Source organism: Bradyrhizobium sp. CCBAU 11386 (assembly GCF_028128955.1).
In the GTDB taxonomy this organism is placed as follows: domain Bacteria; phylum Pseudomonadota; class Alphaproteobacteria; order Rhizobiales; family Xanthobacteraceae; genus Bradyrhizobium.
Genome location: NZ_LBKA01000234.1, coordinates 37688 through 61904, shown reverse-complemented (window position 1 = coordinate 61904; position 24217 = coordinate 37688). Strand labels below are relative to the sequence as shown.

Genomic DNA, 24217 nt, shown 5'->3' with positions numbered 1-24217 from the left:
GAGCGGCGCAAGATGGATAGATCGTTCGTTATTGCGCAGATTTCCGACCTGCATCTGGACGGGTCAGGGCGGCTGCTTGCGACGATCGAGACCCTGAGCGCCGCTCTGCGCGAGAGGATGGCGGCCTTCGCGGATGTTCCCGATCGCATCCTGCTGATCACAGGCGATCTCGTGGACGACCCGACGCCGCGCGCGCTCGACGAAGCGCTCGCCGTCATCGCGTCCTTCCGGCAGAGTCGTGTGTTCACCGACATCCAGGCGATTGCCGGCAATCACGACGCCAAGCGTCCGAGCCAGCGCGCGGGCCGCCACGACGTCTATGACTACCTGCATCTGCCGCGGACCTCGAAGAGCGTCTATTACCGTCAGGCCGGCCTCGATCTGGTGCTGCTGGATTCCAACCGCGCGAGCCTCACGACGCTTGCGAGCGGCAATATCGACCAAGGCGCCTACAACGCCATGGTTGCGGATTCCGCCCGGCTGAGTGTCGAGCTCGCGGGCAGCCTTGGATCGGCCGGACGCGCCGATTACGCCGAGCCGGCGGACAACCTCGTGCGGGTGCTGGCGCTGCACCATCATCCGCTGCCGCAGGCGACCGGCGAAGGAAAGCGCTTTCTCGGCGCCCCGGACGAGCCGCTGATGTATCTCGCCGCGCCCGCGACCTTCCTCGAAGCCGCCACCTCGCTCAACGTCGATCTGGTCCTGCATGGTCACCGGCATGTCGAGGGGCTGACCCGCTATTCGATTCCGGATCCGCGTGCGACGCGGAGCAAGGGCGATGACGCGTTCTGGCGCACGATCTACGTGCTGTCCTGTCCGTCCTCGACCGGGCAGGGCGGCGACGATGCCGGCTTCAACATCGTCCATTTCGGTCCAATGTCCCCTGCAGGCAACTCCGAACACGGATTTGCGATCGCGCGCTATTCGCGGCCCCGCAACGATGGCGGCTTCCGCCTGCTCGATTCGAATCTGCCCGGCGGCATCATCTGGTTGCCGGCAGGGCGGGATTATTCCCGCGACCCGGCCGTCCAGTCGGCAATCGAGATCGCTTCAATCGCGACGTTGAAGCGGGATCAGGCCGCCGCATTGGCTCGCCGGCTTCTGATGCGTCGCGCATTCTATGCCGACGGCGAGCCGGACTGGGCGAATGCGCTCCACGCCTATCTCGTCACATCCCATGTCTGGGCCGATCTCGACGGCAAGTTCTCGAGGTTCGGGCGCAAGCATGAGGCCGACGCGGTTGCCGCGGTGACCGTGCTGCTGCGCCGGCTGATCGGGCAATCCGCCGGCGTGCTCGGCATCGATCCGCTTCGGCTTGACGAGCTCCGGGCGAAGCGTCTGGTCAATCGCGACGACCTCCGGCGCGAATGGCCCGGGATGCCGTGCACGGACGTCGATGTCGAGGCGCAGGCGCGGCAAAGGCTGCAATTGCTGCGGGACCTGAACGAGCAGGTGAAGGCGCTCGGCCTCGACCTCGGTCTCGGCGGGGAGGTGCCGCCGCAGACGCCGCCGTGAGGAGCGCAGGCATCCCGGCGTTAACCGGCCATTAGGGTTAACAGTCTATTGCTGGCGCGTTCGGCTCGATCCATCCGCTCGAGAGTGAAAGCGTCATGCGTCAACGGTTCAGTCCTGCCCGGCTTCTCGCATCTGCCTCGCTCGTCGCGGTGGTGGCCATGAGCCTCGGCGGCTGCACGGCAATGTCAAAGCTCTCCGACGTCACCGGCTCGATCGGGCCGCGCGCGGAGGCCCCTCCCAGCGATCCCGCGCGCGCCGCCGAAGTCTATGGCGAGCGTTACCGTGCCAATCCCAAGGATGCCGAGGCCGCGCTCGGCTATGGCCAGGCCTTGCGCGCCAACGGCCAGCGCGCCCAGGCCGTCGCCGTCCTCGAGCAGGCGACCATCGCCAATCCCGGCAACAAGGCGCTGCTCGCCCAGTACGGCCGTGCACTCGCCGACAACGGCAATTTCCAGCAGGCCTTCGACGTGCTGTCGAAAGCGCATTCTCCCGACAATCCGGACTGGCGCCTGCTCTCGGTGCAGGGCACGGCGCTCGATCAGATGGGCCGTCACGAGGAGGCGCGCTCCTATTATGCGAGTGCGCTGAAGATCGCGCCGGGCGATCCCGCCGTGCTCTCCAATGTCGGCCTGTCCTACATGCTGTCGAAGGACCTGCCGAAGGCCGAAGAGGCGTTGCGGCAGGCCTACGCCTCGCCGCGCGCGAGCGCGCGGGTGCGGCAAAATCTCGGCCTGGTCGTCGGTCTCCAGGGCCGCTTTGCCGAAGCCGAAACCATCGTGAAGGCGGACCTGCCGCCGGAACAGGCCGCGGCCAATGTCGCCTATCTGAAGGAAATGCTGAGCCGCAGTGAAGCCCCGCGCGGTACGCCGAAGCGGACTCCGGTCGCAGCGCTCAGCCGGCCCGACTGATCCGACCTGATCGTCTCCTCCTGAAGCCGCTCGCGCGAACCGCGCGCGGCCGCGTCTTACGTCATTGCATCTCGGAGATCTTGATGCCGGTCGGCCCGAGAATGACGACGAACAGCACCGGCAGGAAGAACAGGATCATCGGCACCGTCAGCTTCGGCGGCAGCGCGGCGGCCTTCTTCTCGGCCTCGTTCATGCGCATGTCGCGGTTTTCCTGCGCCATGACGCGCAGGGAATGTCCGAGCGGAGTGCCGTAACGTTCCGCCTGCTGAAGCGCCAGACACACCGACTTGACGCCCTCGAGCCCGGTGCGCCGCGCCAGGTTCTCATAGGCGACCTTGCGGTCCTGCAAATAGGACAGCTCGGCGGTGGTCAGCGTGAACTCTTCCGACAGCGCGATCGACTGGCCGACGATCTCGGTGGCGACTTTCCGGAACGCCATTTCGACCGACATGCCGGATTCGATGCAGATCAGCAGCAGGTCGAGCGCGTCGGGAAAGGCGCGCTTGATCGAGAGCTGGCGCTTGGAGATCGCGTTCTTGAGGAACAGCATCGGGGCCTGAAGCCCGAGATAGGCGGCGCCGATGCAGATGCCGATCTTGACCGGCATCGGTTTCTCCATATGCGCGATCAGGAACACGTACAGGACCGAGCCCACGAACAGGGCGAGCGGAGCGACCATGCGCGCAAACAGGAAGGTGATGTACGGCGCCTGACCGCGGTAGCCGGCCATGATGAGCTTGTCGCGGGCAGCTTCCTGCGCGAGCCATTTGGTGAGGTTGAAATCCTCGACGACCTTGGAGACGAGCTGCTTCGGCGTCTGGCGCAGCGAGACCTTCTCGCTCTTGTTGAGGCGCTCGCGCTCGCGCTGCCGGATCCGCTCGCGCTCGCTCGCCACCGCCTTCATGCGCTTGGAGAGGCCCTCGCCGGCGAACAGGGGCATCACCAGCGTATAGACGGTGGCGCTGGCGGCGATGGCCGCCAGCAGCATGGTCATGAAGCGGACGTCATGCAGTTTCGAAACGAGAAATTCGACCATACGCCACCGTCAGAAATCGAAGTTGATCATCTTCTTCATCACCATGATGCCGATCGCCATCCAGACGACGCAAGCGACCAGCATGAGCTGGCCGGTAGGATGGGTCCACAGCAGGGAGATGTAGTGCGGCGTCGTGAGATAGACGAGGAACATCACGATCGGCGGCAGCGAGCCGATGATGCCGGCCGAGGCCTTGGCCTCCATCGACATCGCCTGGATCTTTTCCCTCATCTTCTTGCGGTCGCGCAGCACCTTGGAGAGGTTGCCCAGCGCTTCGGAGAGGTTGCCGCCCGACTTCTGCTGGATCGAGATGACGATGCCGAAGAAATTTGCTTCCGGCAGCGGCATGCGATCGTAGAGGCGCGCGCAGGCTTCGCCGAGCGGCATGCCGATCGCCTGTGTCTCGATGATGGCCAGGAACTCGCTGCGCAGCGGCTCGGGCGAATCGGCGGCGACGACCTTGATCGATTCGAACAGCGGCAGGCCCGCCTTGATGCCGCGGACGATCACGTCGACGGCGTCGGGCAGCGCCGCCAGGAATTTGTTTTCGCGGCGCTTCTTCAGGAAGCCGAGTGCCCAGCGCGGCAGGCCGAAGCCGCCGGCGAAGGCGAGGCCGGCGGCGCCGAGCAGGCCGCCACCGACGAACATGGCAACCGCGAACAGCACGCCCGCCACGACGGCGGACGCGATCCAGAATTTCTGCGGCGTCCAGTCCAGCCCCGCCTGCGACAGGCGGACGCTGAGCGGAACGCTCTTCTCCTGCTGACGTCGGGCCTCGAGATCCTTCAGCGAAGTCTCGACCTGCTCACGGCGCGAGCGCTGGCTCTTTTCGGTCTGCTTGGCCGTGGGCGCGTCGGCGCGCGCGATCGAGGCGCGGCGGTTTTCCGCCTTCCGCTCCCCGGACAGCAACGGATAGAGGAAGACCCAGGCGACGCCGCCGACAGCGGCGGTAGCGAGGAAGGCGAGGGCGAGGACCTGCATGTTCATGGTGGCGCTGACCTGCTCACGTCTTCTCCGCCACTTCCGCCGCGTCGAGCGCGGCGCCAAGGCGCTTCTCTTCGCCGTAATAGCGAGCGCGTTCCCAGAACTTCGGACGGCCGATGCCGGTCGAGCGATGCCGCCCGATGATCTTGCCGTTGGCGTCCTCGCCGACCATGTCGTAGAGGAAGATGTCCTGGGTGATGATGGTGTCGCCTTCCATGCCCATCACCTCGGTGATGTGGGTGATGCGGCGCGAACCGTCGCGCAGGCGCGCGGCCTGGACGATGACGTCGATCGAGGCGCAGATCATCTCGCGGATGGTCCGCGACGGCAGCGAGAAGCCGCCCATCGTGATCATGGATTCGCAGCGCGACAGCGCCTCGCGCGGGTTGTTGGCGTGCAGCGTGCCCATCGAGCCGTCATGGCCGGTGTTCATGGCCTGAAGCAGGTCGAATGCCTCGGGGCCGCGGACTTCGCCGACGATGATGCGTTCGGGGCGCATACGCAGGCAGTTGCGCACCAGCTCGCGCATGGTGACCTGGCCTTCGCCCTCGATGTTGGGCGGACGGGTTTCCAGCCGCACCACATGGGGCTGCTGGAGCTGGAGCTCGGCCGCGTCCTCGCATGTGATGACGCGCTCGTCGTGCTCGATATAATTGGTCAGACAGTTGAGCAGAGTGGTCTTGCCCGAGCCGGTACCGCCGGAGATCAGCACGTTGCAGCGGACGCGGCCGATGATCTGGAGGATTTCCGCACCCTCCGGCGAGATCGCGCCGAACTTGACGAGCTGATCCAGCGTCAGCTTGTCCTTCTTGAATTTGCGGATGGTGAGTGTGGGCCCGTCGATCGACAGCGGCGGCACGATGGCGTTGACACGGGAGCCGTCGGCGAGACGTGCGTCGCAGATCGGCGAGGATTCGTCGACACGCCGGCCGACCTGGCTGACGATGCGCTGACAGATGTTGAGGAGCTGCTGGTTGTCGCGGAAGCGGATGCCCGTGCGCTGAATCTTGCCGGCGACTTCGATGTAGACGGTGTTGGCGCCGTTGACCATGATGTCCGCGATGTCGTCGCGCGACAGCAGCGGCTCGAGCGGACCGTAGCCCAGAACGTCGTTGCAGATGTCGTCGAGCAGCTCTTCCTGCTCGGCGATCGACATCACGATGTTCTTGATCGCGATGATCTCGTTGACGATGTCGCGGATTTCCTCGCGGGCCGATTCCGAATCGAGCTTGGCGAGCTGGGCGAGGTCGATGGCTTCGATCAGCGCGCCGAAGATGGTCGCCTTGACCTCGTAGTAATTGTCCGAGCGGCGGGTTTCCATGGCCGGCGCAGGTCTTGCCGGGGCAAGCGGCGGCGAGGCGACGGCCGGCGGGGGCGGCGCGCGCGACACCGTCGGCGCCGGAGCCGGGGCAGGCTCTGGCGACACGGCGCCGGGCTTCGGGGCCCGAAGGTCGGTGTCTGTTCCGCTACGCTTACCAAACACTTAACGACTCCATGCGGCGGCTTATTTTCCCCGCAACTTCTCAATCAGGGGTGAAAGCAGGGACGACTTTTGTTTCTTCGTTTCGCTGCGACCGGTCAGGCGCTGGGCGATCTGGAGGAACATCTCGATCGACTTGTGGTTGGCGGAGATCTCCGCGATCATCTGGCCGTTGTTGGCCGCCGAGCCGAAGATCTGCGGCTCGAACGGGATCGAGACGACCGGCTGGCTCTCGATCGCCTTGGCGAACTCCGCAGCGGCGATTTCGGGACGTTTCGGCACTCCGACCTGGTTCAGGCAGTAGAGCGGCGGCCGGTCGTTGGGGCGCGCGGCCTTCAACAGGTCGAACAGGTTCTTGGCATTGCGCAGATTGGCGAGGTCGGGCGCCGCCACGATCAGGATGTCGTCGGCCCCGATCAGAGCGCGCTTGGTCCAGCCCGACCATTGGTGCGGGATGTCGAGCACGATGCAGGGCATGGTGGAGCGCAACGTGTCGAACACGGCATCGAAGGCGTCGGTGCCGAAATCATAGACCCGGTCCAGCGTCGCCGGCGCCGCCAGCAGGCTGAGGTGGTCGGTGCATTTGGACAGCAGGCGGTCGATGAAGGCGGTATCGACGCGATCAGGCGAGAACACGGCGTCCGCAATGCCCTGCGGCGGGTCCTGGTTATAGTCGAGCCCGGCGGTGCCGAAGGCGAGGTCGAGATCAGCGACGACCGCGTCCATCGCGAGGTCGCGCGCGATCGCCCAGGCGACGTTATGGGAGATGGTGGAGGCGCCGACGCCGCCCTTGGCGCCGACCACGGCGATGATGCGGCCGACCGCCTTGGCTTCCGGCGCGGAGAACAGGTTGCAGATCGAGCGCACGACGTCGATCGCGCCAACCGGCGCGAGCACGTAGTCGCTGACGCCGCGGCGCACCAGCTCGCGATAGAGCGTGACGTCGTTGATGCGGCCGATCACGACCACACGGGTGCCGGCGTCGCAGACGGTGGCGAGCTGGTCGAGCCCGCCCAGGAGGTCGTTGCGGCCGTCGCTCTCGAGTACGATCACGTTCGGCGTGGGCGCCGAGCGGTAGGCTTCGACCGCAGCCGCCATGCCGCCCATCTGGATCTTCAGGTGGGCCTTGCCGAGACGGCGATCCTCGCCGGCCGACTGTACCGCGGCAGCAGTTTCCACGGTCTCGCAGAACGCCTGGACCGAGACGCGCGGCGCAGGCGCGATATGCTCCTCGACCGGTGGCGAAGCTGCTTCCGGCTGCTCTTCCTGTGTTTGCCTGGCGTAGCTGATCATCGGCCGGTGTCGCTAAGTTTGGCCTTGTCGGCCTCAGGATAGGAGACCGCCGTCGGCACCCCCTTGCGATACTTCTCGAACGCAGCGGTGCGCCGTATCGTATAGGAGGGAGTCTCCGGCCGCGGCTGCTCGAGGTCCGAGGGATTGTCGACCATGGCTGCGAGGTTGCGCTGATAGGCGCACCCGTAATTGTAGTATTCCTTGTTCTCGAACCAGCTCTTGTTCTTCATCGAGGGGCCGATGTCCTCCGGCCACAGCCCGCAGGGGCCCGCGACCGCGGCGATCTTGGAATAGGTCAGCCGGATCGGCGGCAGGAAGCGCTTGTCTTCCGGCTGGTAGGGGCGGGCGATGATGCCACGTGGCGGAACGCCCGCCGCCGCCAGCATCGCCTGGATCTCACGCATCGACTCCGCGACCGGACGCGCGTTGGGCGTACCGGACGGCACGTCGATATGGATGGCGCCGGTGCCTTCATGCAGCCAGGCCGATGCCAGACCCATCACGTCGGCGCGCTGGGCCGCGGTCAACCCGCCGCGGGCGTGGCCGACGAAGACGACGATCGAACGGTTCTGCTCCTCGATCGCGATCGGATGACGCTGCTTGTAGCTGTCGGGAATGGAGGCGGTGACCGCTTCGTCGTGCTGGCAGCCGCCGAGCGCAAGCGCAATGCCGACGAGCGCGCCACCGAAGCCGATGGCGCCTCTGCGAATCTGGGGTGGTCTTGTGGTCATAACGAAGTCCCCGTTCCGCTTTAGTCGGTGATGAAGCCGTAGGTGCCGCGGTAGTTCCGGGCCGGTTCGGTCCGGCCAGGCACGCCGTAGATACGGTTGATGTTGCCGAGCAGCTCGACCTGCGGATCGGCAGGCGCGGAGAAGCCGTCATCCGGCCGCGACAGGTCCTTCTGCGCCACGGCGCGAACGATATAGGGCGTCACGATCACGACCAGCTCGGTCGTGTTGTTGACGAAGTCGCGGCTGCGGAACAGCGCGCCGAGGATCGGCAGCTGCATCATGCCCGGCAGCCCGCTGACCGCCTGCTTGGTCTGCTGCTGGACCAGGCCGGCCATCGCCATCGCACCGCCCGAGGGAATCTCCAGCGACGTCTCCGCCCGGCGCGTCTTGATCGAAGGCACCGTGAGCGAGTTCACCGTCGACGAGGTCACGGCCTGCGATAGCGTGATTGCGTTCTCGTTCGACAGTTCCGAAACCTCGGTCATCACCCGCAGGCTGATCTTGCCCTCGGTCAGCACCACGGGCGTGAAGTTGAGCGAGATGCCGAACTTCTTGAAGCTGATCTGGGTGGTACAGACATGCGTCGTGGGATCGCACGCATAGCCCGCCGGTACCGGGAATTCGCCGCCGGCGATGAAGGTCGCCGACTCGCCGGAGATCGCGGTCAGGTTCGGCTCGGCCAGCGTCCGGATCACGCCGGCGGTCTCCATCGCGCGCAGGGTGGCCTGCACCGACGGCGTCGCGCCGAACCTCGTGGTCAGGCTGTTGCCGTCCACCAGATTCTTGCCGAGAGCGGTGAACGGGTTGGAGTTGGTGAAGCTCACCACAGACGTGCCGTAGTTCAGGTTGGCGGTGAGGTCGATGCCGAGCTGCTTGACGATGTTGCGCGCGACTTCGGCGACCGTCACCTTGAGCATGACCTGGTCGCGGCCGCGGACCACGATCGAGTTCACGACCTTGTCGGCGCCGCCGGCGAGGCGCGCGGCGAGATCGTTGGCCTGCTGCGCTTCCATCGGGTTCGCCGCCGTGCCGGTCAGCACGACGCCTTCGCCGAGGCCGTCGATCTGGATGTCGGAATTGGGCAGGATTTGCTTCAGCGCCGCCCGCACGCCGTTGAGGTCGCGCTTGACCGCGATGTCATAGGCCGCAATCTGCTGACCGGCGGAATCGAAGAACACGATGTTGGTCTGGCCGACCGTGGCGCCGATGATGTAGGCGCGCTGCGACGAGCGGACCACCGCATTGGCGATCTTGGGATCGGCGACCAGCACATCCTTGATGTCGCGCGGAAGGTCGATCACGATGGACTTGCCGACGCCGAGGGAGAGGAAGCGCGCGTTCATCTGGCCGTCGGCCGCGACCGGCGCCACGGGGCGGTAGTCGGCGGCGACCACGGGGGTCAGCGCCGGGTTGAGCACCAGCGCGAGGGCGGCCGAAAACGACAGGGCGCGGACCATTGAGGTTCGCATCGTCGCCAAATCTGCCCTGCATTTCATATCGACTGCCCTCATCGTGCCTTCGCCGTCGAGCTTGGGATACCGTAGCGAATGATCGAAACGCCATCGCGCTTCTGTGCGGAATCATCGAGCGTGATCTCGCTCATCTTGACGTCGACGATGCTGCGCAGCGCCAGCGACAGCGTGCCGCTCTGGCGGGCGGCGGAAAGCGTCGCCGTCTGCGCGGGATTGAGCTCGAGGGTGACGGTCTTGCCGACCACGGTATTCTGGCCGTCCTTTTCCTTCGGCGCCTGGTCGATGGCCAGGACGCGGATGTTGGCCAGGATGATCTCGGACGTGACGACATCAGGGGCGCCGCTGCTTGGGTCCGGGTTCTTGAGGCGGCGCGTCAGAAGCACGTCGACGCGGTCGTTGGGCAGGATGAAGCCGCCTGCGCCGGTCTCGGGCGATATCTCGGTCGAGATCGCGCGCATGCCGGTGGGCAGGATTGCCGCCATGAAGCCGGAGCCTTCGGCCTTGACCAGTTTCTGGTCGCGGATCGGCTCACCCTGGATGAAGGGGGCGCGCGCGATCGAACCGGTCACCTGGGTCACGCCCTCGGGGCGCTCGTTGCGGCGGATGAAGGTGGCGCTGGCGGTCGCGGCCGGCCAGGTCTGCCATTGCACGTCTTCCGGTTTCACGGTCTGGCCGAGGCCGATGTCGTTCTTGGCCACCAGCACGTCGACAGTGGGAAGCTGCGCGACCGGAGCCGCCGGAGGCGGCGCAGAATTGTCCGAGCCGCTCGCCAGGTACGCGGCGACACCGCCGGCGCAGATGGCGACCGTCAGGACGACAATGCGTGCCCTATTCATACGCTTCACTTTCCAACAAAACGCTGCGACGCAGCCGCCGCCGTAATCGGCAGTTGACCAGCTATTCGTCAAAGCATGGTTAATGAGGCGTATCTAAATCGCCTTAACGCCGGGTTTACCCGGAGCGTTCAGCGCAGTGCGAGGTGAGCGAGGTCGATCGCCTTCACCCATTCGGTCTCCGGGTAGACCATCAGCGCGCTCAGTGCGAGCGCGATGCCGTAGGGAATGCCGCTCTCCTTGGCGTGCAGCCGTGCGAGCCAGGCCTGGCCCGCGAGGCCGTAGGGCAGCGGCCATTGCCGGAACTGGAGCAGGAGCAGCGTCAGCGCGCCGCCGAACAGCGAGGCGTAGAGCAGGAAGTTCATCAGCTGTGCGAAGCCGAACCAGAGCGCGACGGAGGCCGCGACCTTGGCATCGCCGCCGCCGACCCAGCCCATCGCAAAGCAGGTGAAGGCTACGACCAGGACAAGCGCGCCGGCGCCGACATGACCGAGCATCTCGTAAGGTGCCATGCCACCGGCGAGTGCGAGCGCGAAGAAGCCCGCGACCAGCGCCAGCGACACGCGGTTCGAGATGGTCATCGTGAAGAGGTCGCTCGCGGCGGCGAACGCCATCAAGGCCGGGAAGAGCAGAAGGCGCGCAAGGTCGAGGATCATGGGCTGCGTCTTGAGGCCGGGGTTCGTCGCGAGATCTGGCGTCGCCCTATGCTAGCCGGCAGTGCTAAACAAACCGACAACGGCGGCCGCGGCCTTGACAGGCGTCCCTGCGAAAGGCGGGCTCACCAGAGGCTGGCAATGCGCGCGGCGAGTGCGAGCGTCGCAAGCAGCAGTGCAAGGCAGACCCAGTAGGCCGGCGAGCCGGTCTGCGCCGCCTCCGCCTCGCTCGCCGCAACCGCGGCATCGGTTCTGTATTTGCGCAACGCCACTGGAACTCGCCGTACTCGGAAAAACAAAGGCCCCGGAGATCCGGGGCTTTTGCCGTCGCTTGTCGGTCGCTTACTTCAGCGACGTGCTGATCGAGGTGAACTTGGTGTTCAGCGTGGTGCCGAGGTTGTTGACGACGGTGATGATGGCCAGCGCGATGCCGGCGGCGATCAGGCCGTATTCGATGGCGGTGGCGCCGGATTCATCCTTGGCGAAACGCGCAATCAGGTTCTTCATGAACAAACTCCATCTGGGGTTGGATCGCCTCGTTCGGCGCTGTCTTTGACGCGATGACCATGAAAGCCGAGCTCTTTCGGTAGAGTTAATCCGATCGTGCAAACCCGATTCCTGCGCGATGCTTTTACCCAGAGTGAATTTCGCCTTAAGACGCCGGCTGGAATTCGCTCAGGTTCCGAACGTACCGCAAGTGCGTCGCCGGCTTCACCCTCCCTTAAATTTCACGGAGTAGGCGTAGGAGGACCAGCAACTCGGAAGAGAGGCGACGATGTCGAGCCTGCCCATGCAAGTCGCCCTGATGCTCGGCGAGACCATCGCGAAGGTGATCCCCATCACCCTCGCGCTCGCGGCGGTCTTCACCGTGCTCGAGCATTTCTGGGCCTGCAATCCCGGCACGCCCTGGTGGCGCAAGCGGGAGATCGTCACCGACATCTGCTACTGGTTCTTCGTTCCGGTGTTCGCCCGCACCATGCGGATCGGGCTCTTGATCGTCGGCGCGAGCCTCCTCTTCAACATCCATGATGCCGACGATCTCATCGCCTTCTACGACAATGGCCACGGCCCGCTGGCGCTGTTGCCGCTCTGGGTCCAGGCTGCTCTATTCCTGATCCTGTCGGATTTCATGCTGTACTGGCTGCACCGGTTGTTCCATGGCGGCGAGTTCTGGAAGTATCACGCGATCCATCACTCCTCGGAGGAGATAAGCTGGATTTCGGCGGCCCGCTTCCATCCCGTCAATCTCATGCTCGGCACGATCGGGGTCGACGTCGTGCTGCTGATGGCCGGCATCTCCCCGAATGTCATGGTCTGGCTTGCCCCGTTCACGACCTTCCACTCGGCCTTCGTGCACGCCAACCTGAACTGGACCTTCGGGCCGTTCAAATACGTGCTGGCAACGCCGGTGTTCCACCGCTGGCACCACACCGCGCTCGAGGAGGGCGGCGATACCAATTTCGCCGGGACCTTCCCGCTCTGGGACGTGCTGTTCGGCACCTTCCGCATGCCGGAGGGGCAGCTGCCGCAGGATTACGGCAAGGACGAAGCGACCATGCCGAAGGAGATCGCGGGCCAGCTCGCCTATCCGTTCCGCCGCTAGAGCATGAGCCGGACAAGCGTGAAGCGATTTTCCGAAAGGATCACGCTCAAACAATAACCTGAAGCGCGATCACGATGAATCCTGACCTCATCGCGCTTTAGGAACCTGCGAGGGCCGTAAAACGCCAGTCCGTTCAAACAATAGTCGGCGAATTTGCGGAACGTTCACGAATTGAGGGCAGGTTAGCGCGGTCGGGCACCGGCTCCGCTGTTATCTGATCGCTTCTGCCGGTTTGTGACGTCCCGGGGGTAAGAGTATGCGTAAAGAACTGCTGCGTCGCCATGCGCGCGTGTGTCTTCTGGTTGCGGCCGCGGTGCTGGTATCGCCGGCTGTCGGTCTTGCCGAATCCACCGCCGACACCATCGCCGTCAATGTCGATCAGGCCAAGCTGGTCCGGCTGCCAGGCAAGGTGGCGACCATCGTGGTCGGCAATCCCCTGATCGCCGACGTCACGCTCCAGCCCGGCGGCATGATCGTCGTGACCGGGAAGGGCTACGGCGCCACCAATTTCATCGCGCTCGACAGGGGCGGCGAGATCCTGGTCGACCGCCAGATCCAGGTCGAAGGTCCGAGCGACCGGCTTGTCACCGTCTATCGCGGGGTCGAGCGCGAGTCCTATAGCTGCATGCCGATTTGCCAGCGTCGTGTGACGCTGGGCGACAGCGACGCCTTCTTCAACACCACGATGAGCCAGGCCGGTTCGCTGAGCAGCAGTGCCAGCGGCAACGCCGGCGCCAAGACCAACTAGCAAGACCGATTGGCGGGATTGCCGGGCAGGATCGTGCGGTCCGGTCCGGACTCTCGCACCGACGAGGGAGAATTCTCTCGGTTCGTCGAACATGAAAAAAGGCCGTGCGTCGCGCACGGCCTTTTCTGTTGCTTTGGTTCGTTCGCTCGAGCCGATCCGGACCGAAGGTCCGTTGGCTCAACCGGCGGAGCGAAGATTGTCGGCGGCCGACTTGCCGGACCGGCGATCGGCCACGATCTCGTAGGAGATCTTCTGGCCTTCGCGCAGCGTGCCGAGGCCGGCGCGCTCGACGGCGCTGATGTGCACGAACACGTCCTTGCCGCCGTCGTCGGGCTGGATGAAGCCAAAGCCCTTGGTCGCGTTAAACCACTTCACGGTTCCCATGCTCACGGGGTAGTTCCTTCTCAGATAACACAATGTAAGAGCCCGCTCGCGCGGGCAGGTTAGATCGAATTTCTGGAAGGGTCGTCAGCGTGTCTGAACCGGCTGTACCGGTGGATGCCAATGTCGTCCGGCCGAAAATCGATTAATTCATTTTATTGGAAATGGGGCTTCAAAACAATCCTGACGCGCACGATTTTTTGATCCGCCGCGATGTGCGCGGCAGATCAGCATACAGGTCAGCATTTTAATTCCGCGCTTGCGCGCGGAATTAACATTCGCCGCTTAGCGGCGACGGAACTGGCCGCCACGCTGCGCGCCACCCCGCGGCGGTCCGCCGGATGTTGCGGGACGTTCGTCCTTGTGGCGGAAAATCAGCCGGCCCTTCTCGAGATCGTAGGGCGACATCTCCACCGTCACGCGGTCGCCCGCGAGCGTCTTGATGCGGTTCTTCTTCATCTTGCCGGCGGTGTAGGCAACGATCTCGTGTCCGGCATCGAGCTGCACGCGGTAGCGGGCGTCGGGGAGGATTTCGGTGACCAGTCCTTCGAACTGGATCAGCTCTTCCTTAGCCATGAATGTCTCCAGGTCGTGGACGGCTAGTGCGAGTAGGGTTTGCGGGTCGATTGGCCGTTCGGCCGACTCTCGCGGCGCAAAAAGGCAACGCCTTGTATCCCATCAGACGTCCCAGCGCTATGCGCGGAACGCTGTTCCGGACGGTCGGTCGGCGAAGAATGCATCTTGCCGCCGGAGCGGCGGCGACGAGACCCCTTTGAGGCCTTCGGGCCGCTGCCGGGCCTTCCTTCAACATGCCTTCCGTCGACATGGCGCGCGTCGCCATGCCGGCCTTCACCGGGCCGTCCATCGCCCTGCTTGCCGGCGCTATGGTGGCGTCCGTCGGCATGCCTTTCGTCGGCACGCCGTCCGTCACCGTGCCGTGCGCCTTGCGGACGCTGGCCCGGGCGGCCCGGCCGGCCCTGTCGTTGCTGCGGCGGGGGAGGACCTGCATCGCGGCGACCGGCATCGGTGCGGAGGTCTTCGCGCGGCAGCGCCACCTTGATCAGTCGCTCGATGTCGCGGAGATAGCTGAGTTCCTCGCCGCCTGCGATCAGCGAGATCGCGGTGCCCTCGGCGCCGGCGCGCGCGGTGCGGCCGATGCGGTGGACATAGGTCTCGGGAACGTTGGGCAGGTCGAAATTGATGACGTGGGTGATGCCGTCGACATCGATGCCACGGGCGGCGATGTCGGTGGCGACCAGCGTGCGGATGTCACCGGAGCGGAACTGGGCGAGCGTGCGCTCGCGATGGTTCTGCGACTTGTTGCCGTGGATGGCGCTGGCGGCAATGCCGGCCTTCTCGAGCGTCTTCACGACCTTGTCGGCGCCGTGCTTGGTGCGGGTGAAGACCAGCGCGCGGTTGATCGGCTCGTCCTTCAGGAGCTTGGTCAGGAAGGCGGGCTTGGCCGAGAAGTCGACCTGGAGGATACGCTGGTTGATCCGCTCGGCGGTCGAGGAGACCGGGGTCACCGCGACACGGGCGGGATCACGCAGCATGGAGTCGGCGAGTTCGGCGATGTCCTTGGGCATGGTGGCCGAGAAGAACAGCGTCTGCCGCTTGATCGGCAGCTTGGCGACGATCTTCCGGATGTCGTTGATGAAGCCCATGTCGAGCATGCGGTCAGCCTCGTCGAGCACGAGGAATTCGACGCTGCCAAGCTTCAGCCCGTTGCTCTGCACGAGGTCGAGCAGGCGGCCGGGGGTGGCGACCAGCACTTCGACGCCCTGCATCAGCGAGCGGACCTGACGGCCCATCGGCACGCCGCCGATGGCGAGCGTCGAGGACAGGCGGATGTGGCGGCCATAGGCGTTGAAGCTGTCGAGGATCTGGCCGGACAGCTCGCGGGTGGGCGACAGAACCAGGACGCGGGTCGTCTTCGGCTGCGGCTTGATGCGGTGCTCCAGCAGGCGGTGCAGGATCGGCAGCGCAAAGGCCGCGGTCTTGCCGGTGCCGGTCTGGGCGATGCCGACGACGTCGCGGCCGGTCAGCGCTGTGGGAATGGTCTGGGCTTGGATGGGGGTGGGGGTGACGTAGTTCTCTTCGGAGAGAGCACGCGCGATCGGTTCGGCGAGGCCGAAGTCCTGAAACGAAGTCAAAAGATGGGTTCTTTCCATGTCAAAAGCGGGCGCCCGGCGCATTCAGCGCGGCGCACGCAAACGGGTGTCGAGAAGACACCTGCGTGTTTAGGGTGTCGGATGGCTTGGGAGATATGGGGCAAGCCAGAGGCCCGTAGAGGGCTTAAGAACACGCGGCTCGCAACGACCCCTTGATTCGCAAGAGGTCTCGACCGCTCATATGGAACATTGAGCGGGCGCTTTCAAGGCAGGCTGGCCCTAAACGGCGATTGCAGCGCAGAAATAATTGTGCCGGAAATTTAGACAGAAGCATCGTTTTGCTCAACAAATGAACTGTCTGCCACATTAGCATACAATTTATTTGCTCAAGTCTTGAGCAATCAGACTGCGGCGAAATTTCGATTTTTGCCAGTTTTTCAAATGAAACCAACGGCTTGGTATGTACCCAGCCCATGGCATGGTTCTTGCGATTCCGTTAATCGCAGGCGGCCGTGGGGCCGTTTCGCAGCGTCTTTTTCACGTCTGCGTCAGGGAGATGATACACTCATGCTTAACAAATCCACTCACGATATAGCGGCGTCATTTAGCCGCCGTGGCGTGCTCGCCGCGACCGCCGGACTGATGCTCGGTCTGGCTTCCATTTCCGGTGCGAAGGCCGCGGACGACACCATCAAGGTCGGCGTGCTTCACTCTCTCTCGGGCACCATGGCCATCAGCGAAACCACGCTGAAGGACACCATCCTCTTCCTGATCGACGAGCAGAACAAGAAGGGCGGCGTGCTCGGCAAGAAGCTCGAAGCCGTCGTCGTCGACCCCGCTTCGAACTGGCCGCTGTTCGCCGAAAAGGCGCGCGAGCTGATCACCAAGGACAAGGTCTCGGTCGTGTTCGGCTGCTGGACCTCGGTGTCGCGCAAGTCGGTGCTGCCGGTGTTCAAGGAGCTGAACAACATCCTGTTCTACCCCGTGCAGTACGAGGGCGAGGAGAGCGAGCGCAACGTGTTCTACACCGGTGCTGCGCCGAACCAGCAGGCGATCCCCGCCGTCGACTACCTGATGAAGGACGAGAAGGTGAAGCGCTGGGTGCTCGCGGGCACCGACTACGTCTATCCGCGCACCACCAACAAGATCCTGGAAGCCTATCTGAAGTCGAAGGGTGTCGCCCAGGAAGACATCATGATCAACTACACGCCGTTCGGTCACTCCGACTGGCAGACGATTGTGGCCGACATCAAGAAGTTCGGTTCGGCCGGCAAGAAGACCGCGGTGGTCTCGACCATCAACGGCGACGCCAACGTTCCCTTCTACAAGGAGCTCGGCAACCAGGGCATCAAGGCGAAGGACATCCCGGTGGTCGCGTTCTCGGTGGGTGAGGAAGAGCTCGCCGGCATCGACACCAAGCCGCTGCTCGGCCATCTCGCCGCCTGGAACTACTTCCAGTCGATCAAGTCGCCGGAGAACGAGAAGTTCATCAAGGCGTGGCAGGCCTACACCAAGAATCCGAAGCGCGTGACCAACGATCCGATGGAAGCGCACGTGATCGGCTTCGACATGTGGGTCAAGGCGGTCGAGAAGGTGAAGTCGACCGATCCGGACAAGGTGATCGACGCTCTCCCGGGCATCGAAGCCAAGAACCTGACCGGCGGCACCTCCAAGATGCTTCCGAACCACCACATCACCAAGCCGGTGTTCATTGGCGAGATCAAGGCGAACGGTCAGTTCGACGTGGTCTGGAAGACCCCGGGTCTTGTCGCTGGCGACGCCTGGTCGAAGGAGCTCGACGGCTCCAAGGACCTGATCGGCGACTGGGTCGGCAAGAAGTGCGGCAACTTCAACACCAAGACCAACAAGTGCCTGGGTTCGGGCTCCTGATCCCGGCCTGACCGATCTTTGCACGCGACCGGAGAAGGCGGCGATCCCGCCGCCTTCTCCACCCATTTCTGCCGGGGTCATTCACAGTGCCAGCCAATTTGTCCGCCCGCCTCTGTTCGCTCCTGCTCTCGTTATTCCTGATCGCGTTCGCACTGCCGGCCTTTGCAGGTCCGTTCGAGGATGCGGTCGCCAAATTCGCCAACGATGATTATTCCGACACGGAAGAAGCGATCGGCGTGGTCGCGAGCAGCGGCAATCCGCTGGCCTTCCCCATCATCAGCGCGCTCCAGGACGGCCGCCTCATGGCCGATCCGGACAGCAAGAAGGTGTACGTCACCGGCGCCGACGGCAAGTCGATCGATGCCGCGACCGGCCAGTCCGTCGCCAGCGTTCCCGACAGTGCGAGCGCGGTCCGCCTCAACAACCGTCTGCGCCGCAGCGTCGATGCCGCGGTCGGCAGCCTGACGCTTCAGTCGCCGGATATCGGAACGCGCCTCCAGGCCGCGCAGTCGGTCTTCAAGTCGCATGAGGAGACCGCGCTCGAAGCCGTCGATGCCGCGCTCGCCAAGGAAACCAACAAATCCGTCAAGGCTGCGCTTGGCGATGCCCGTGCGGCGATCCTGCTGTTCAAGTCCGACGCCACCGAGGTCGAGAAGCTCGAGGCCGTCGTCACCCTCAAGGCGCGCGGCGACCAGGAGGCGATGGCACTGCTCACCGGCATGGGCGACCAGTCGGCCTCGGTGACCAAGGCCGCCGCGAGCGCGATCGGCTCGATCCAGAGCTCGCTCGCGGTCTGGTCCACGGTGCAGAATGCCTGGTACGGCCTCTCGCTCGGCTCGGTGCTGCTGCTCGCGGCGATCGGGCTCGCCATCACCTTCGGCGTGATGGGCGTCATCAACATGGCCCATGGCGAGATGGTGATGATCGGGGCCTACACCACCTTCGTGGTGCAGGAGGTGATCCGCACCCGCTATCCCGGCCTGTTCGACTATTCGCTGCTGATCGCCGTGCCGCTCGCCTTTCTCGTCGCCGGCGCGATCGGCGTTCTGATCGAGCGCAGCATCATCCGCTTCCTCTACGGCCGTCCGCTGGAGACGCTGCTGGCGACCTGGGGCCTGTCGCTGGTGCTCCAGCAGGCGGTTCGCACCATGTTCGGCCCGACCAACCGCGAGGTCGGCAATCCCTCCTGGATGAGCGGCGCCTTCGAGCTCGGCCAGATCACCATCACCTATAACCGGCTGTGGATCCTCTGCTTCACGCTCGCCGTGTTCGCGATCCTGCTCGCGATGCTGCGCTACACCGCGCTGGGCCTGGAGATGCGCGCCGTGACGCAGAACCGCCGCATGGCGGCCTCGATGGGCATCGCCACCTCGCGCGTCGATGCGCTGACCTTCGGCCTCGGTTCGGGCATTGCCGGCATCGCCGGCGTGGCGCTGTCGCAGATCGACAATGTCAGCCCCAATCTCGGCCAGAGCTATATCATCGACAGCTTCATGGTCGTGGTGTTCGGCGGGGTCGGCAATCTCTGGGGCACGCTGGTCGGCGCCTTCACGCTCGGCATCGCCAACAAGTTCCTGGAGCCGGTCGCCGGCGCCGTGCTCGGCAAGATCGCCATCCTGGTCCTCATCATCCTGTTCATTCAAAAGCGGCCGCGCGGCCTGTTCGCGCTCAAGGGCCGTGCGGTGGAAGCATGACCCCTCACATGCTGACGCGATCGCTGGACCGCAGCGCGACGATCTTCCTGCTGGTTGTCGCCGCGCTGGGCGTGCTGATCCCGCTGTCCAACCTGCTGCTGCCCGCGGGCTCGTTCCTGCAAGTGCCGACCTATCTGGTCGCGCTCTGGGGCAAATATGTCTGCTACGCCATCCTGGCGCTCGCGATCGACCTGATCTGGGGCTATTGCGGCATCCTCTCGCTCGGCCACGGCGCTTTCTTCGCGCTCGGCGGCTACGCGATGGGCATGTACCTGATGCGGCAGATCGGCACCCGCGGCGTCTACGGCAATCCGATCCTGCCCGACTTCATGGTGTTCCTGAACTATTCGAAGCTGCCCTGGTACTGGTACGGCTTCGACATGTTCTGGTTCGCCGCGCTGATGGTGCTGGTCGTGCCTGGCCTGCTCGCCTTCTGCTTCGGCTGGCTCGCCTTCCGCTCCCGCGTCACCGGCGTGTATCTGTCGATCATCACGCAGGCGATGACCTATGCGCTGCTGCTCGCCTTCTTCCGCAACGATTTCGGCTTCGGCGGCAACAACGGCCTCACGGACTTCAAGGACATCCTGGGCTTCAACGTGCAGGCCGAAGGCACCCGGGCCGCGCTGTTTGCGTTGAGCTGCCTGGCGCTGATCCTGGGCTTCCTGATCTGCCGCGCCATCGTCTCGTCCAAGCTCGGCAAGGTGCTGATCGCGGTGCGTGATGCCGAATCCCGCACCCGCTTCCTCGGCTACCGTGTCGAATCCTACAAGCTGTTCGTGTTCACGGTGTCGGCCTGCATGGCCGGCGTCGCCGGCGCGCTTTACGTGCCGCAGGTCGGCATCATCAATCCGAGCGAATTTGCACCGGGTAATTCGATCGAGGCGGTGATTTGGGTTGCGGTCGGCGGCCGCGGCACGCTGGTGGGCGCGGCGCTCGGCGCCGTCGTCGTCAACTACGCAAAGACGTTCTTCACCTCGGGCATGCTGGCGCCGTACTGGCTGTTCATGCTCGGCGCGCTGTTTATTCTGGTGACGCTGCTGCTGCCCAAGGGCATCGTCGGCACCTTCAACGCCTGGTGGGACTCGTCGAACGAGAAGCGTCCCGCCGCGACCACGGCGAGCGCCGCGGCCGAGGACGGCGTCACCGAAACCAAGATGGCGGAGGAGGCGCAATGAACGTCATGGATACCCGCTCGACCTCCGCAATGCTCTATCTCGACGGTGTGCACGTCTCCTTCGACGGCTTCCACGCCATCAACAATCTGTCGCTGACGCTCGAACCCGGCGAGATGCGCGCCATCATCGGCCCGAACGGCGCCGGCAAGACCACGATGATGGATATCATCACCGGCAAGACCAAGCCGGACGAGGGCACCGTGCTGTTCGACGGCGTCACCGACCTGACGCGGCTGGACGAGACTCGCATCGCCGAGCTCGGCATCGGCCGCAAATTCCAGAAACCGACCGTGTTCGAGAGTCAGACCGTGCAGGACAATCTGCTGCTGGCGCTCAATGTCGACCACAGCGTCAAGGGCACGCTGTTCTGGCGCGGCAGCAAGGCCGAGTCCGAGCGCATCGACAAGGTGCTGGAGACGATCCGCCTCACCGAGGCGCGCAATCGGCTGGCCGGCAGCCTCAGCCACGGCCAGAAGCAATGGCTCGAGATCGGCATGCTGCTGGCGCAGGATCCGAAGCTGCTGCTGGTCGACGAGCCCGTTGCCGGCATGACCGACGTCGAGACGCATCTCACGGCCGAGCTGCTGAAAGAGATCAACAAGACCCACACCGTCATGGTGGTCGAGCACGACATGACGTTCGTGCGCGAGCTCGGCGTCAAGGTGACCTGCCTGCACGAAGGCACGGTGCTCGCGGAAGGAACCATCGACCAGGTCTCGTCCAACGAGCGGGTGATTGAGGTTTATCTCGGTCGATAGACCGAGAAGGCGAATGGTGAGTGGCGAGTAGCGAATAGGGTAGAAGCATAATGACCGTTGCAATTTTGGCTATTCGCCACTCGCCATTCGCGACGTCGCGACCGGAGGTCGCTAATGCTTGAAGTTAAAGACATCAACCTGTTCTACGGCGCGGCGCAGGCGCTGCGCGGCGTCTCGATCGCGGCCGAGCCCGGCAAGGTGACTTGCGTGCTCGGGCGCAACGGCGTCGGCAAGACTTCGCTGCTGCGGGCCATGGTTGGGCAATATCCGATCTCCTCGGGCGCGATCGTGTTCGACGGCAGCGACATCACGGGCCTCAAGCCTTACGAGCGGGCGCGCAAGGGCATCGGCTTCGTGCCGCAGGGCCGCGAGATCTTTCCGCTGCTGACGGTCGAGGAGAATCTCAAGACCGGCTTCGGTCCGCTCAAGCGCGAGGACAAGCACATCCCGGACGACGTGTTCTCGCTGTTTCCGGTGCTGCAATCCATGCTCGGCCGGCGCGGCGGCGACCTCTCCGGCGGCCAGCAACAGCAGCTCGCGATCGGGCGTGCGCTGGTGATGCGGCCGAAGCTGCTGCTGCTCGACGAGCCAACCGAGGGCATCCAGCCTTCGATCATCAAGGACATCGGCCGCGCCATCTCCTATTTGCGCAACCTCGGCAACATCGCCATCGTGCTGGTCGAACAATATCTCGACTTTGCCTGCGAACTCGGCGACAGTTTCGCCGTGATGGATCGCGGCGCGGTGAAGTTCACCTGCGACCGCACCAATCTCGACGCGAGCGAGATCAGCCGTCAGATGGCTCTGTAAGCCATTTGTGCCGCGACCGGCTGGGGAGGCGGATGCGCAGCGAACTATCAGTCACGTCCACCATATTCGAAGCCAATCGCGCCCGCGGCGCGGTCAGGTTCGACGTGCACGCGCGCGACGGCGGGACGCGGCGCGGAGCGTTGCATGAATCCGGCTCGCTGCGTGTGCGCTTTCCTTCGCCGGAGGATGAGGGGCTCTCCGGCGTGTTCGTCAACACGGCCGGTGGCGTTGCCGGCGGCGATCGCTTCGATGTCGAGGTATCAGCGGCCGATGCTACGCGGCTGACGCTGACCACGGCGGCCGCGGAGAAGGTCTATCGCGCGCCGGGCCCGGCGGCAGAGCTCAATATCGCCCTGAAGGTCGGCGCAGGCGCGCATCTGTCCTGGCTGCCGCAGGAGACCATCCTGTTTGATCGTGCCCGTGTCCATCGCCGCTTCGACATCGCGCTCGATGAGGCGGCCTCGCTCCTGCTTTGTGAAATCGTCGTGTTCGGCCGCACTGCGATGGGTGAGCGGGTGGAGCAGGGCGAGTTCGTTGACCGCTGGCGGCTCTCCCGCGGCGGCCGGCTGGTCTTTGCCGAGACCGTCAGGCTCGACGGCAATATCGGCGCGAAACTCGCGAGGTCCGCGGTGGCCAAGGGGGGCGCGGCGATCGGCACGGCGCTGATCGTTCCCGGCGACGAGGCGCTAGTCGAAAAGATCCGCGAGGCATCGGACGCTTTCGCCGGCGAGGTCGGAATCTCGGCCTGGAATGGCTTTGCAATGGCGCGGTTCTGTGCCCAAGATGCGGCGCGCTTGCGCGCCGACATGATGGCCGTGCTGGCGCGCACCGGTGCGGCGTTGCCGCGGCTGTGGTTGAATTGACGTGTTGAACGGAAGAGATTTCGCATGAACCTGTCTCCCCGCGAAAAGGACAAGCTTCTGATCTCGATGGCAGCCATCGTGGCGCGCCGCAGGCTGGACCGTGGCGTCAAGCTCAACCATCCCGAGGCGATCGCGATCATCTCCGATTTCATCCTCGAAGGCGCCCGCGACGGCCGCACCGTGGCCGAGCTGATGCAATCCGGCGCGCAGGTGCTGACCCGCGACCAGGTGATGCCTGGAATCCCCGAGATGATCCACGACATCCAGGTCGAGGCGACGTTCCCGGACGGCACCAAGCTCGTCACCGTGCACGAGCCGATCAGGTGATTCAAATTCGTCATTCCGGGGCGCCCGCAGGGCGAACCCGGAATCCAGAGATTGTTGATCGAGATTCCGGGTTCTCGCTCCGCGAGCCCCGGAATGACGGAGGAAGACAGACATGATCCCCGGCGAACTCTTCATCCAGGACGGCGAGATCGAGCTCAATGCCGGCCGCAAGACCGTGACGCTCACGGTCGCCAACACCGGCGACCGCCCGATCCAGGTCGGCTCGCACTACCATTTCTTCGAGACCAACCCGGCGCTGAAGTTCGACCGCAAGAAGGCCCGCGGCATGCGCCTCGACATCGCCGCCGGCACCGCCGTCCGCTTCGAGCCCGGCCAGACCCGCGACGTCCAGCTCGTCGCGTTGGCGGGCAAGAAGACCATCTACGGTTTTCGGGGCGATGTGATGGGGAAGCTGTGAGTGTAAACTGGGGCGCGCGGCGTGATCCACAGTGAGGTGAGCACAATGGTCAGGCTCCCTCCCCCCTTGCGGGGGAGGGTTGGGGAGGGGGGTATGCCACACGACGAGGTCTCTCCGTTACAAAGAACCCGCGCCAAACGATTGAGGCGCGAGATGACCCGCGCGGAGACGTTGCTGTGGCGTCACCTCAAAGCTCATCGTCTGGCTCGCCTCGGTTTTCGCCGGCAGGCTCCGATGGGTGCGTATATCGCCGATTTCGTGGCGCATTCGTGCAAGCTGGTGGTTGAGGTTGATGGCGAAAGCCACGATTTCGAGGAGCGTCTCCGTAAGGACGCACAACGCGACGAGTGGTTCGCGTCTCGGGGCTATCGCGTGTTGCGTTTCACCAATGAGGACGTGCTGAGAAATCTGGAAGGTGTGGCTCTCGCCATCCTTCAGGCAGCGGAGCCCGGAGCACCCCCCTCCCTGACCCTCCCCCGCAAGGGGGGAGGGAACGGTGAAAGCGGTGCCTCTGATGGCCCGAAGGAGGCGTGA

General features: G+C 64.6%; 26 protein-coding genes. 13 read left to right on the top strand and 13 right to left on the bottom strand.

Annotated elements, in window-relative coordinates:
• Positions 1-12 precede the first annotated feature (12 nt).
• Entirely contained in the window at positions 13-1515 is a 1503-nt protein-coding gene (locus XI09_RS23825; protein WP_271569025.1) for a metallophosphoesterase family protein, read from the top strand.
• Positions 1516-1610: 95 nt separating this feature from the next.
• Positions 1611-2423: a tetratricopeptide repeat protein gene (locus XI09_RS23820; protein ID WP_271569024.1), complete on the top strand. Its 813-nt coding sequence runs from the start codon at positions 1611-1613 to the stop codon at positions 2421-2423.
• A gap of 61 nt (positions 2424-2484) precedes the next feature.
• On the opposite strand, the gene XI09_RS23815 is transcribed toward XI09_RS23820, so the two are convergent.
• From XI09_RS23815 to XI09_RS23770, 10 genes are all read right to left on the bottom strand, one after another.
• Complete coding sequence (locus XI09_RS23815; RefSeq protein WP_271569023.1) at positions 2485-3459, bottom strand: type II secretion system F family protein; 975 nt, start codon at positions 3457-3459, stop codon at positions 2485-2487.
• Between the two features lie 9 nt (positions 3460-3468).
• A complete protein-coding gene (locus XI09_RS23810) occupies positions 3469-4446 on the bottom strand; it encodes a type II secretion system F family protein (RefSeq protein ID WP_271569022.1) in 978 nt (325 codons plus the stop codon).
• A 16-nt stretch (positions 4447-4462) separates the two neighbouring features.
• On the bottom strand, positions 4463-5926 hold the full coding sequence (locus XI09_RS23805; RefSeq protein ID WP_271569021.1) for a CpaF family protein: 1464 nt from the start codon (positions 5924-5926) through the stop codon (positions 4463-4465).
• A gap of 21 nt (positions 5927-5947) precedes the next feature.
• Complete coding sequence (locus XI09_RS23800; RefSeq protein WP_271569020.1) at positions 5948-7216, bottom strand: AAA family ATPase; 1269 nt, start codon at positions 7214-7216, stop codon at positions 5948-5950.
• Positions 7213-7947, bottom strand: coding sequence for a CpaD family pilus assembly protein (locus XI09_RS23795; RefSeq protein ID WP_271569019.1), 735 nt, complete (start codon positions 7945-7947; stop codon positions 7213-7215). Before XI09_RS23795 ends, XI09_RS23800 begins: the two co-directional genes overlap by 4 nt.
• A gap of 20 nt (positions 7948-7967) precedes the next feature.
• Positions 7968-9443: a type II and III secretion system protein family protein gene (locus tag XI09_RS23790; RefSeq protein WP_271569018.1), complete on the bottom strand. Its 1476-nt coding sequence runs from the start codon at positions 9441-9443 to the stop codon at positions 7968-7970.
• 11 nt (positions 9444-9454) lie between these two features.
• Positions 9455-10255, bottom strand: a complete 801-nt coding sequence (cpaB, locus tag XI09_RS23785) for a Flp pilus assembly protein CpaB (protein WP_271569017.1) — start codon at positions 10253-10255, stop codon at positions 9455-9457.
• Between the two features lie 128 nt (positions 10256-10383).
• The gene (locus XI09_RS23780) at positions 10384-10908 is read right to left on the bottom strand and encodes an A24 family peptidase (RefSeq protein WP_271569016.1); all 525 of its coding nucleotides are present in this window, start codon (positions 10906-10908) and stop codon (positions 10384-10386) included.
• 122 nt (positions 10909-11030) lie between these two features.
• Positions 11031-11177, bottom strand: a complete 147-nt coding sequence (locus XI09_RS23775; protein WP_165448137.1) for a hypothetical protein — start codon at positions 11175-11177, stop codon at positions 11031-11033.
• Between the two features lie 70 nt (positions 11178-11247).
• On the bottom strand, positions 11248-11412 hold the full coding sequence (locus XI09_RS23770) for a Flp family type IVb pilin (protein WP_027544253.1): 165 nt from the start codon (positions 11410-11412) through the stop codon (positions 11248-11250).
• Positions 11413-11680: 268 nt separating this feature from the next.
• Between XI09_RS23770 and XI09_RS23765 the strand changes: the two genes are divergently transcribed.
• Together XI09_RS23765 and XI09_RS23760 are read left to right on the top strand one after the other, a co-directional pair.
• A complete protein-coding gene (locus XI09_RS23765; protein ID WP_271569015.1) occupies positions 11681-12508 on the top strand; it encodes a sterol desaturase family protein in 828 nt (275 codons plus the stop codon).
• A gap of 256 nt (positions 12509-12764) precedes the next feature.
• Positions 12765-13256 carry a pilus assembly protein N-terminal domain-containing protein gene (locus tag XI09_RS23760; RefSeq protein ID WP_271569014.1) on the top strand — a complete coding sequence of 164 codons (492 nt, stop codon included), beginning with the start codon at positions 12765-12767 and terminating at the stop codon, positions 13254-13256.
• 177 nt (positions 13257-13433) lie between these two features.
• On the opposite strand, the gene XI09_RS23755 is transcribed toward XI09_RS23760, so the two are convergent.
• The 3 genes from XI09_RS23755 to XI09_RS23745 form a co-directional block, all read right to left on the bottom strand.
• Positions 13434-13646, bottom strand: a complete 213-nt coding sequence (locus XI09_RS23755) for a cold-shock protein (protein WP_011084262.1) — start codon at positions 13644-13646, stop codon at positions 13434-13436.
• 276 nt (positions 13647-13922) lie between these two features.
• On the bottom strand, positions 13923-14213 hold the full coding sequence (gene infA / locus XI09_RS23750; protein ID WP_011084263.1) for a translation initiation factor IF-1: 291 nt from the start codon (positions 14211-14213) through the stop codon (positions 13923-13925).
• A 23-nt stretch (positions 14214-14236) separates the two neighbouring features.
• Positions 14237-15832, bottom strand: a complete 1596-nt coding sequence (locus XI09_RS23745; RefSeq protein ID WP_271569013.1) for a DEAD/DEAH box helicase — start codon at positions 15830-15832, stop codon at positions 14237-14239.
• A gap of 483 nt (positions 15833-16315) precedes the next feature.
• Between XI09_RS23745 and urtA the strand changes: the two genes are divergently transcribed.
• The 9 genes from urtA to XI09_RS23700 all read left to right on the top strand — a co-directional run bounded on the left by urtA (position 16316) and on the right by XI09_RS23700 (position 24217).
• Positions 16316-17638 carry an urea ABC transporter substrate-binding protein gene (urtA, locus tag XI09_RS23740; RefSeq protein ID WP_271569012.1) on the top strand — a complete coding sequence of 441 codons (1323 nt, stop codon included), beginning with the start codon at positions 16316-16318 and terminating at the stop codon, positions 17636-17638.
• Between the two features lie 86 nt (positions 17639-17724).
• On the top strand, positions 17725-19332 hold the full coding sequence (gene urtB, locus XI09_RS23735; RefSeq protein ID WP_271569011.1) for an urea ABC transporter permease subunit UrtB: 1608 nt from the start codon (positions 17725-17727) through the stop codon (positions 19330-19332).
• Positions 19329-20507, top strand: a complete 1179-nt coding sequence (gene urtC, locus XI09_RS23730; protein WP_271569010.1) for an urea ABC transporter permease subunit UrtC — start codon at positions 19329-19331, stop codon at positions 20505-20507. Before urtB ends, urtC begins: the two co-directional genes overlap by 4 nt.
• A complete protein-coding gene (urtD, locus tag XI09_RS23725) occupies positions 20504-21265 on the top strand; it encodes an urea ABC transporter ATP-binding protein UrtD (protein ID WP_092186705.1) in 762 nt (253 codons plus the stop codon). The genes urtC and urtD overlap by 4 nt, the downstream gene beginning before the upstream one ends.
• A 114-nt stretch (positions 21266-21379) precedes the next feature.
• Positions 21380-22075 (top strand): urea ABC transporter ATP-binding subunit UrtE, encoded by a 696-nt coding sequence (gene urtE, locus XI09_RS23720; RefSeq protein WP_025576656.1) that lies wholly within the window; start codon positions 21380-21382, stop codon positions 22073-22075.
• A gap of 32 nt (positions 22076-22107) precedes the next feature.
• Positions 22108-22938: an urease accessory protein UreD gene (locus XI09_RS23715; RefSeq protein WP_271569009.1), complete on the top strand. Its 831-nt coding sequence runs from the start codon at positions 22108-22110 to the stop codon at positions 22936-22938.
• 24 nt (positions 22939-22962) lie between these two features.
• Positions 22963-23265 (top strand): urease subunit gamma, encoded by a 303-nt coding sequence (locus XI09_RS23710; protein ID WP_007605424.1) that lies wholly within the window; start codon positions 22963-22965, stop codon positions 23263-23265.
• A 112-nt stretch (positions 23266-23377) separates the two neighbouring features.
• Positions 23378-23683 carry an urease subunit beta gene (locus tag XI09_RS23705; protein WP_025576653.1) on the top strand — a complete coding sequence of 102 codons (306 nt, stop codon included), beginning with the start codon at positions 23378-23380 and terminating at the stop codon, positions 23681-23683.
• Between the two features lie 93 nt (positions 23684-23776).
• Complete coding sequence (locus XI09_RS23700; RefSeq protein WP_177234390.1) at positions 23777-24217, top strand: endonuclease domain-containing protein; 441 nt, start codon at positions 23777-23779, stop codon at positions 24215-24217.

What these genes read in the sequence shown, in the direction of transcription:
- XI09_RS23820 (WP_271569024.1), top strand. Translation starts at nt 1,611, where the DNA reads ATGCGTCAACGGTTCAGTCCTGCCCGGCTTCTCGCATCTGCCTCGCTC.
- XI09_RS23760 (WP_271569014.1), top strand. Translation starts at nt 12,765, where the DNA reads ATGCGTAAAGAACTGCTGCGTCGCCATGCGCGCGTGTGTCTTCTGGTT.
- XI09_RS23705 (WP_025576653.1), top strand. Translation starts at nt 23,378, where the DNA reads ATGATCCCCGGCGAACTCTTCATCCAGGACGGCGAGATCGAGCTCAAT.
- XI09_RS23780 (WP_271569016.1), bottom strand. Translation starts at nt 10,908, where the DNA reads ATGATCCTCGACCTTGCGCGCCTTCTGCTCTTCCCGGCCTTGATGGCG.
- urtA (WP_271569012.1), top strand. Translation starts at nt 16,316, where the DNA reads ATGCTTAACAAATCCACTCACGATATAGCGGCGTCATTTAGCCGCCGT.
- XI09_RS23800 (WP_271569020.1), bottom strand. Translation starts at nt 7,216, where the DNA reads ATGATCAGCTACGCCAGGCAAACACAGGAAGAGCAGCCGGAAGCAGCT.
- urtE (WP_025576656.1), top strand. Translation starts at nt 21,380, where the DNA reads ATGCTTGAAGTTAAAGACATCAACCTGTTCTACGGCGCGGCGCAGGCG.
- XI09_RS23700 (WP_177234390.1), top strand. Translation starts at nt 23,777, where the DNA reads ATGCCACACGACGAGGTCTCTCCGTTACAAAGAACCCGCGCCAAACGA.
- XI09_RS23825 (WP_271569025.1), top strand. Translation starts at nt 13, where the DNA reads ATGGATAGATCGTTCGTTATTGCGCAGATTTCCGACCTGCATCTGGAC.
- infA (WP_011084263.1), bottom strand. Translation starts at nt 14,213, where the DNA reads ATGGCTAAGGAAGAGCTGATCCAGTTCGAAGGACTGGTCACCGAAATC.
- XI09_RS23770 (WP_027544253.1), bottom strand. Translation starts at nt 11,412, where the DNA reads ATGAAGAACCTGATTGCGCGTTTCGCCAAGGATGAATCCGGCGCCACC.
- XI09_RS23710 (WP_007605424.1), top strand. Translation starts at nt 22,963, where the DNA reads ATGAACCTGTCTCCCCGCGAAAAGGACAAGCTTCTGATCTCGATGGCA.
- urtD (WP_092186705.1), top strand. Translation starts at nt 20,504, where the DNA reads ATGAACGTCATGGATACCCGCTCGACCTCCGCAATGCTCTATCTCGAC.
- XI09_RS23745 (WP_271569013.1), bottom strand. Translation starts at nt 15,832, where the DNA reads ATGCGCCGGGCGCCCGCTTTTGACATGGAAAGAACCCATCTTTTGACT.
- cpaB (WP_271569017.1), bottom strand. Translation starts at nt 10,255, where the DNA reads ATGAATAGGGCACGCATTGTCGTCCTGACGGTCGCCATCTGCGCCGGC.
- XI09_RS23795 (WP_271569019.1), bottom strand. Translation starts at nt 7,947, where the DNA reads ATGACCACAAGACCACCCCAGATTCGCAGAGGCGCCATCGGCTTCGGT.
- XI09_RS23715 (WP_271569009.1), top strand. Translation starts at nt 22,108, where the DNA reads ATGCGCAGCGAACTATCAGTCACGTCCACCATATTCGAAGCCAATCGC.
- XI09_RS23790 (WP_271569018.1), bottom strand. Translation starts at nt 9,443, where the DNA reads ATGAAATGCAGGGCAGATTTGGCGACGATGCGAACCTCAATGGTCCGC.
- urtC (WP_271569010.1), top strand. Translation starts at nt 19,329, where the DNA reads ATGACCCCTCACATGCTGACGCGATCGCTGGACCGCAGCGCGACGATC.
- XI09_RS23810 (WP_271569022.1), bottom strand. Translation starts at nt 4,446, where the DNA reads ATGAACATGCAGGTCCTCGCCCTCGCCTTCCTCGCTACCGCCGCTGTC.
- XI09_RS23765 (WP_271569015.1), top strand. Translation starts at nt 11,681, where the DNA reads ATGTCGAGCCTGCCCATGCAAGTCGCCCTGATGCTCGGCGAGACCATC.
- XI09_RS23815 (WP_271569023.1), bottom strand. Translation starts at nt 3,459, where the DNA reads ATGGTCGAATTTCTCGTTTCGAAACTGCATGACGTCCGCTTCATGACC.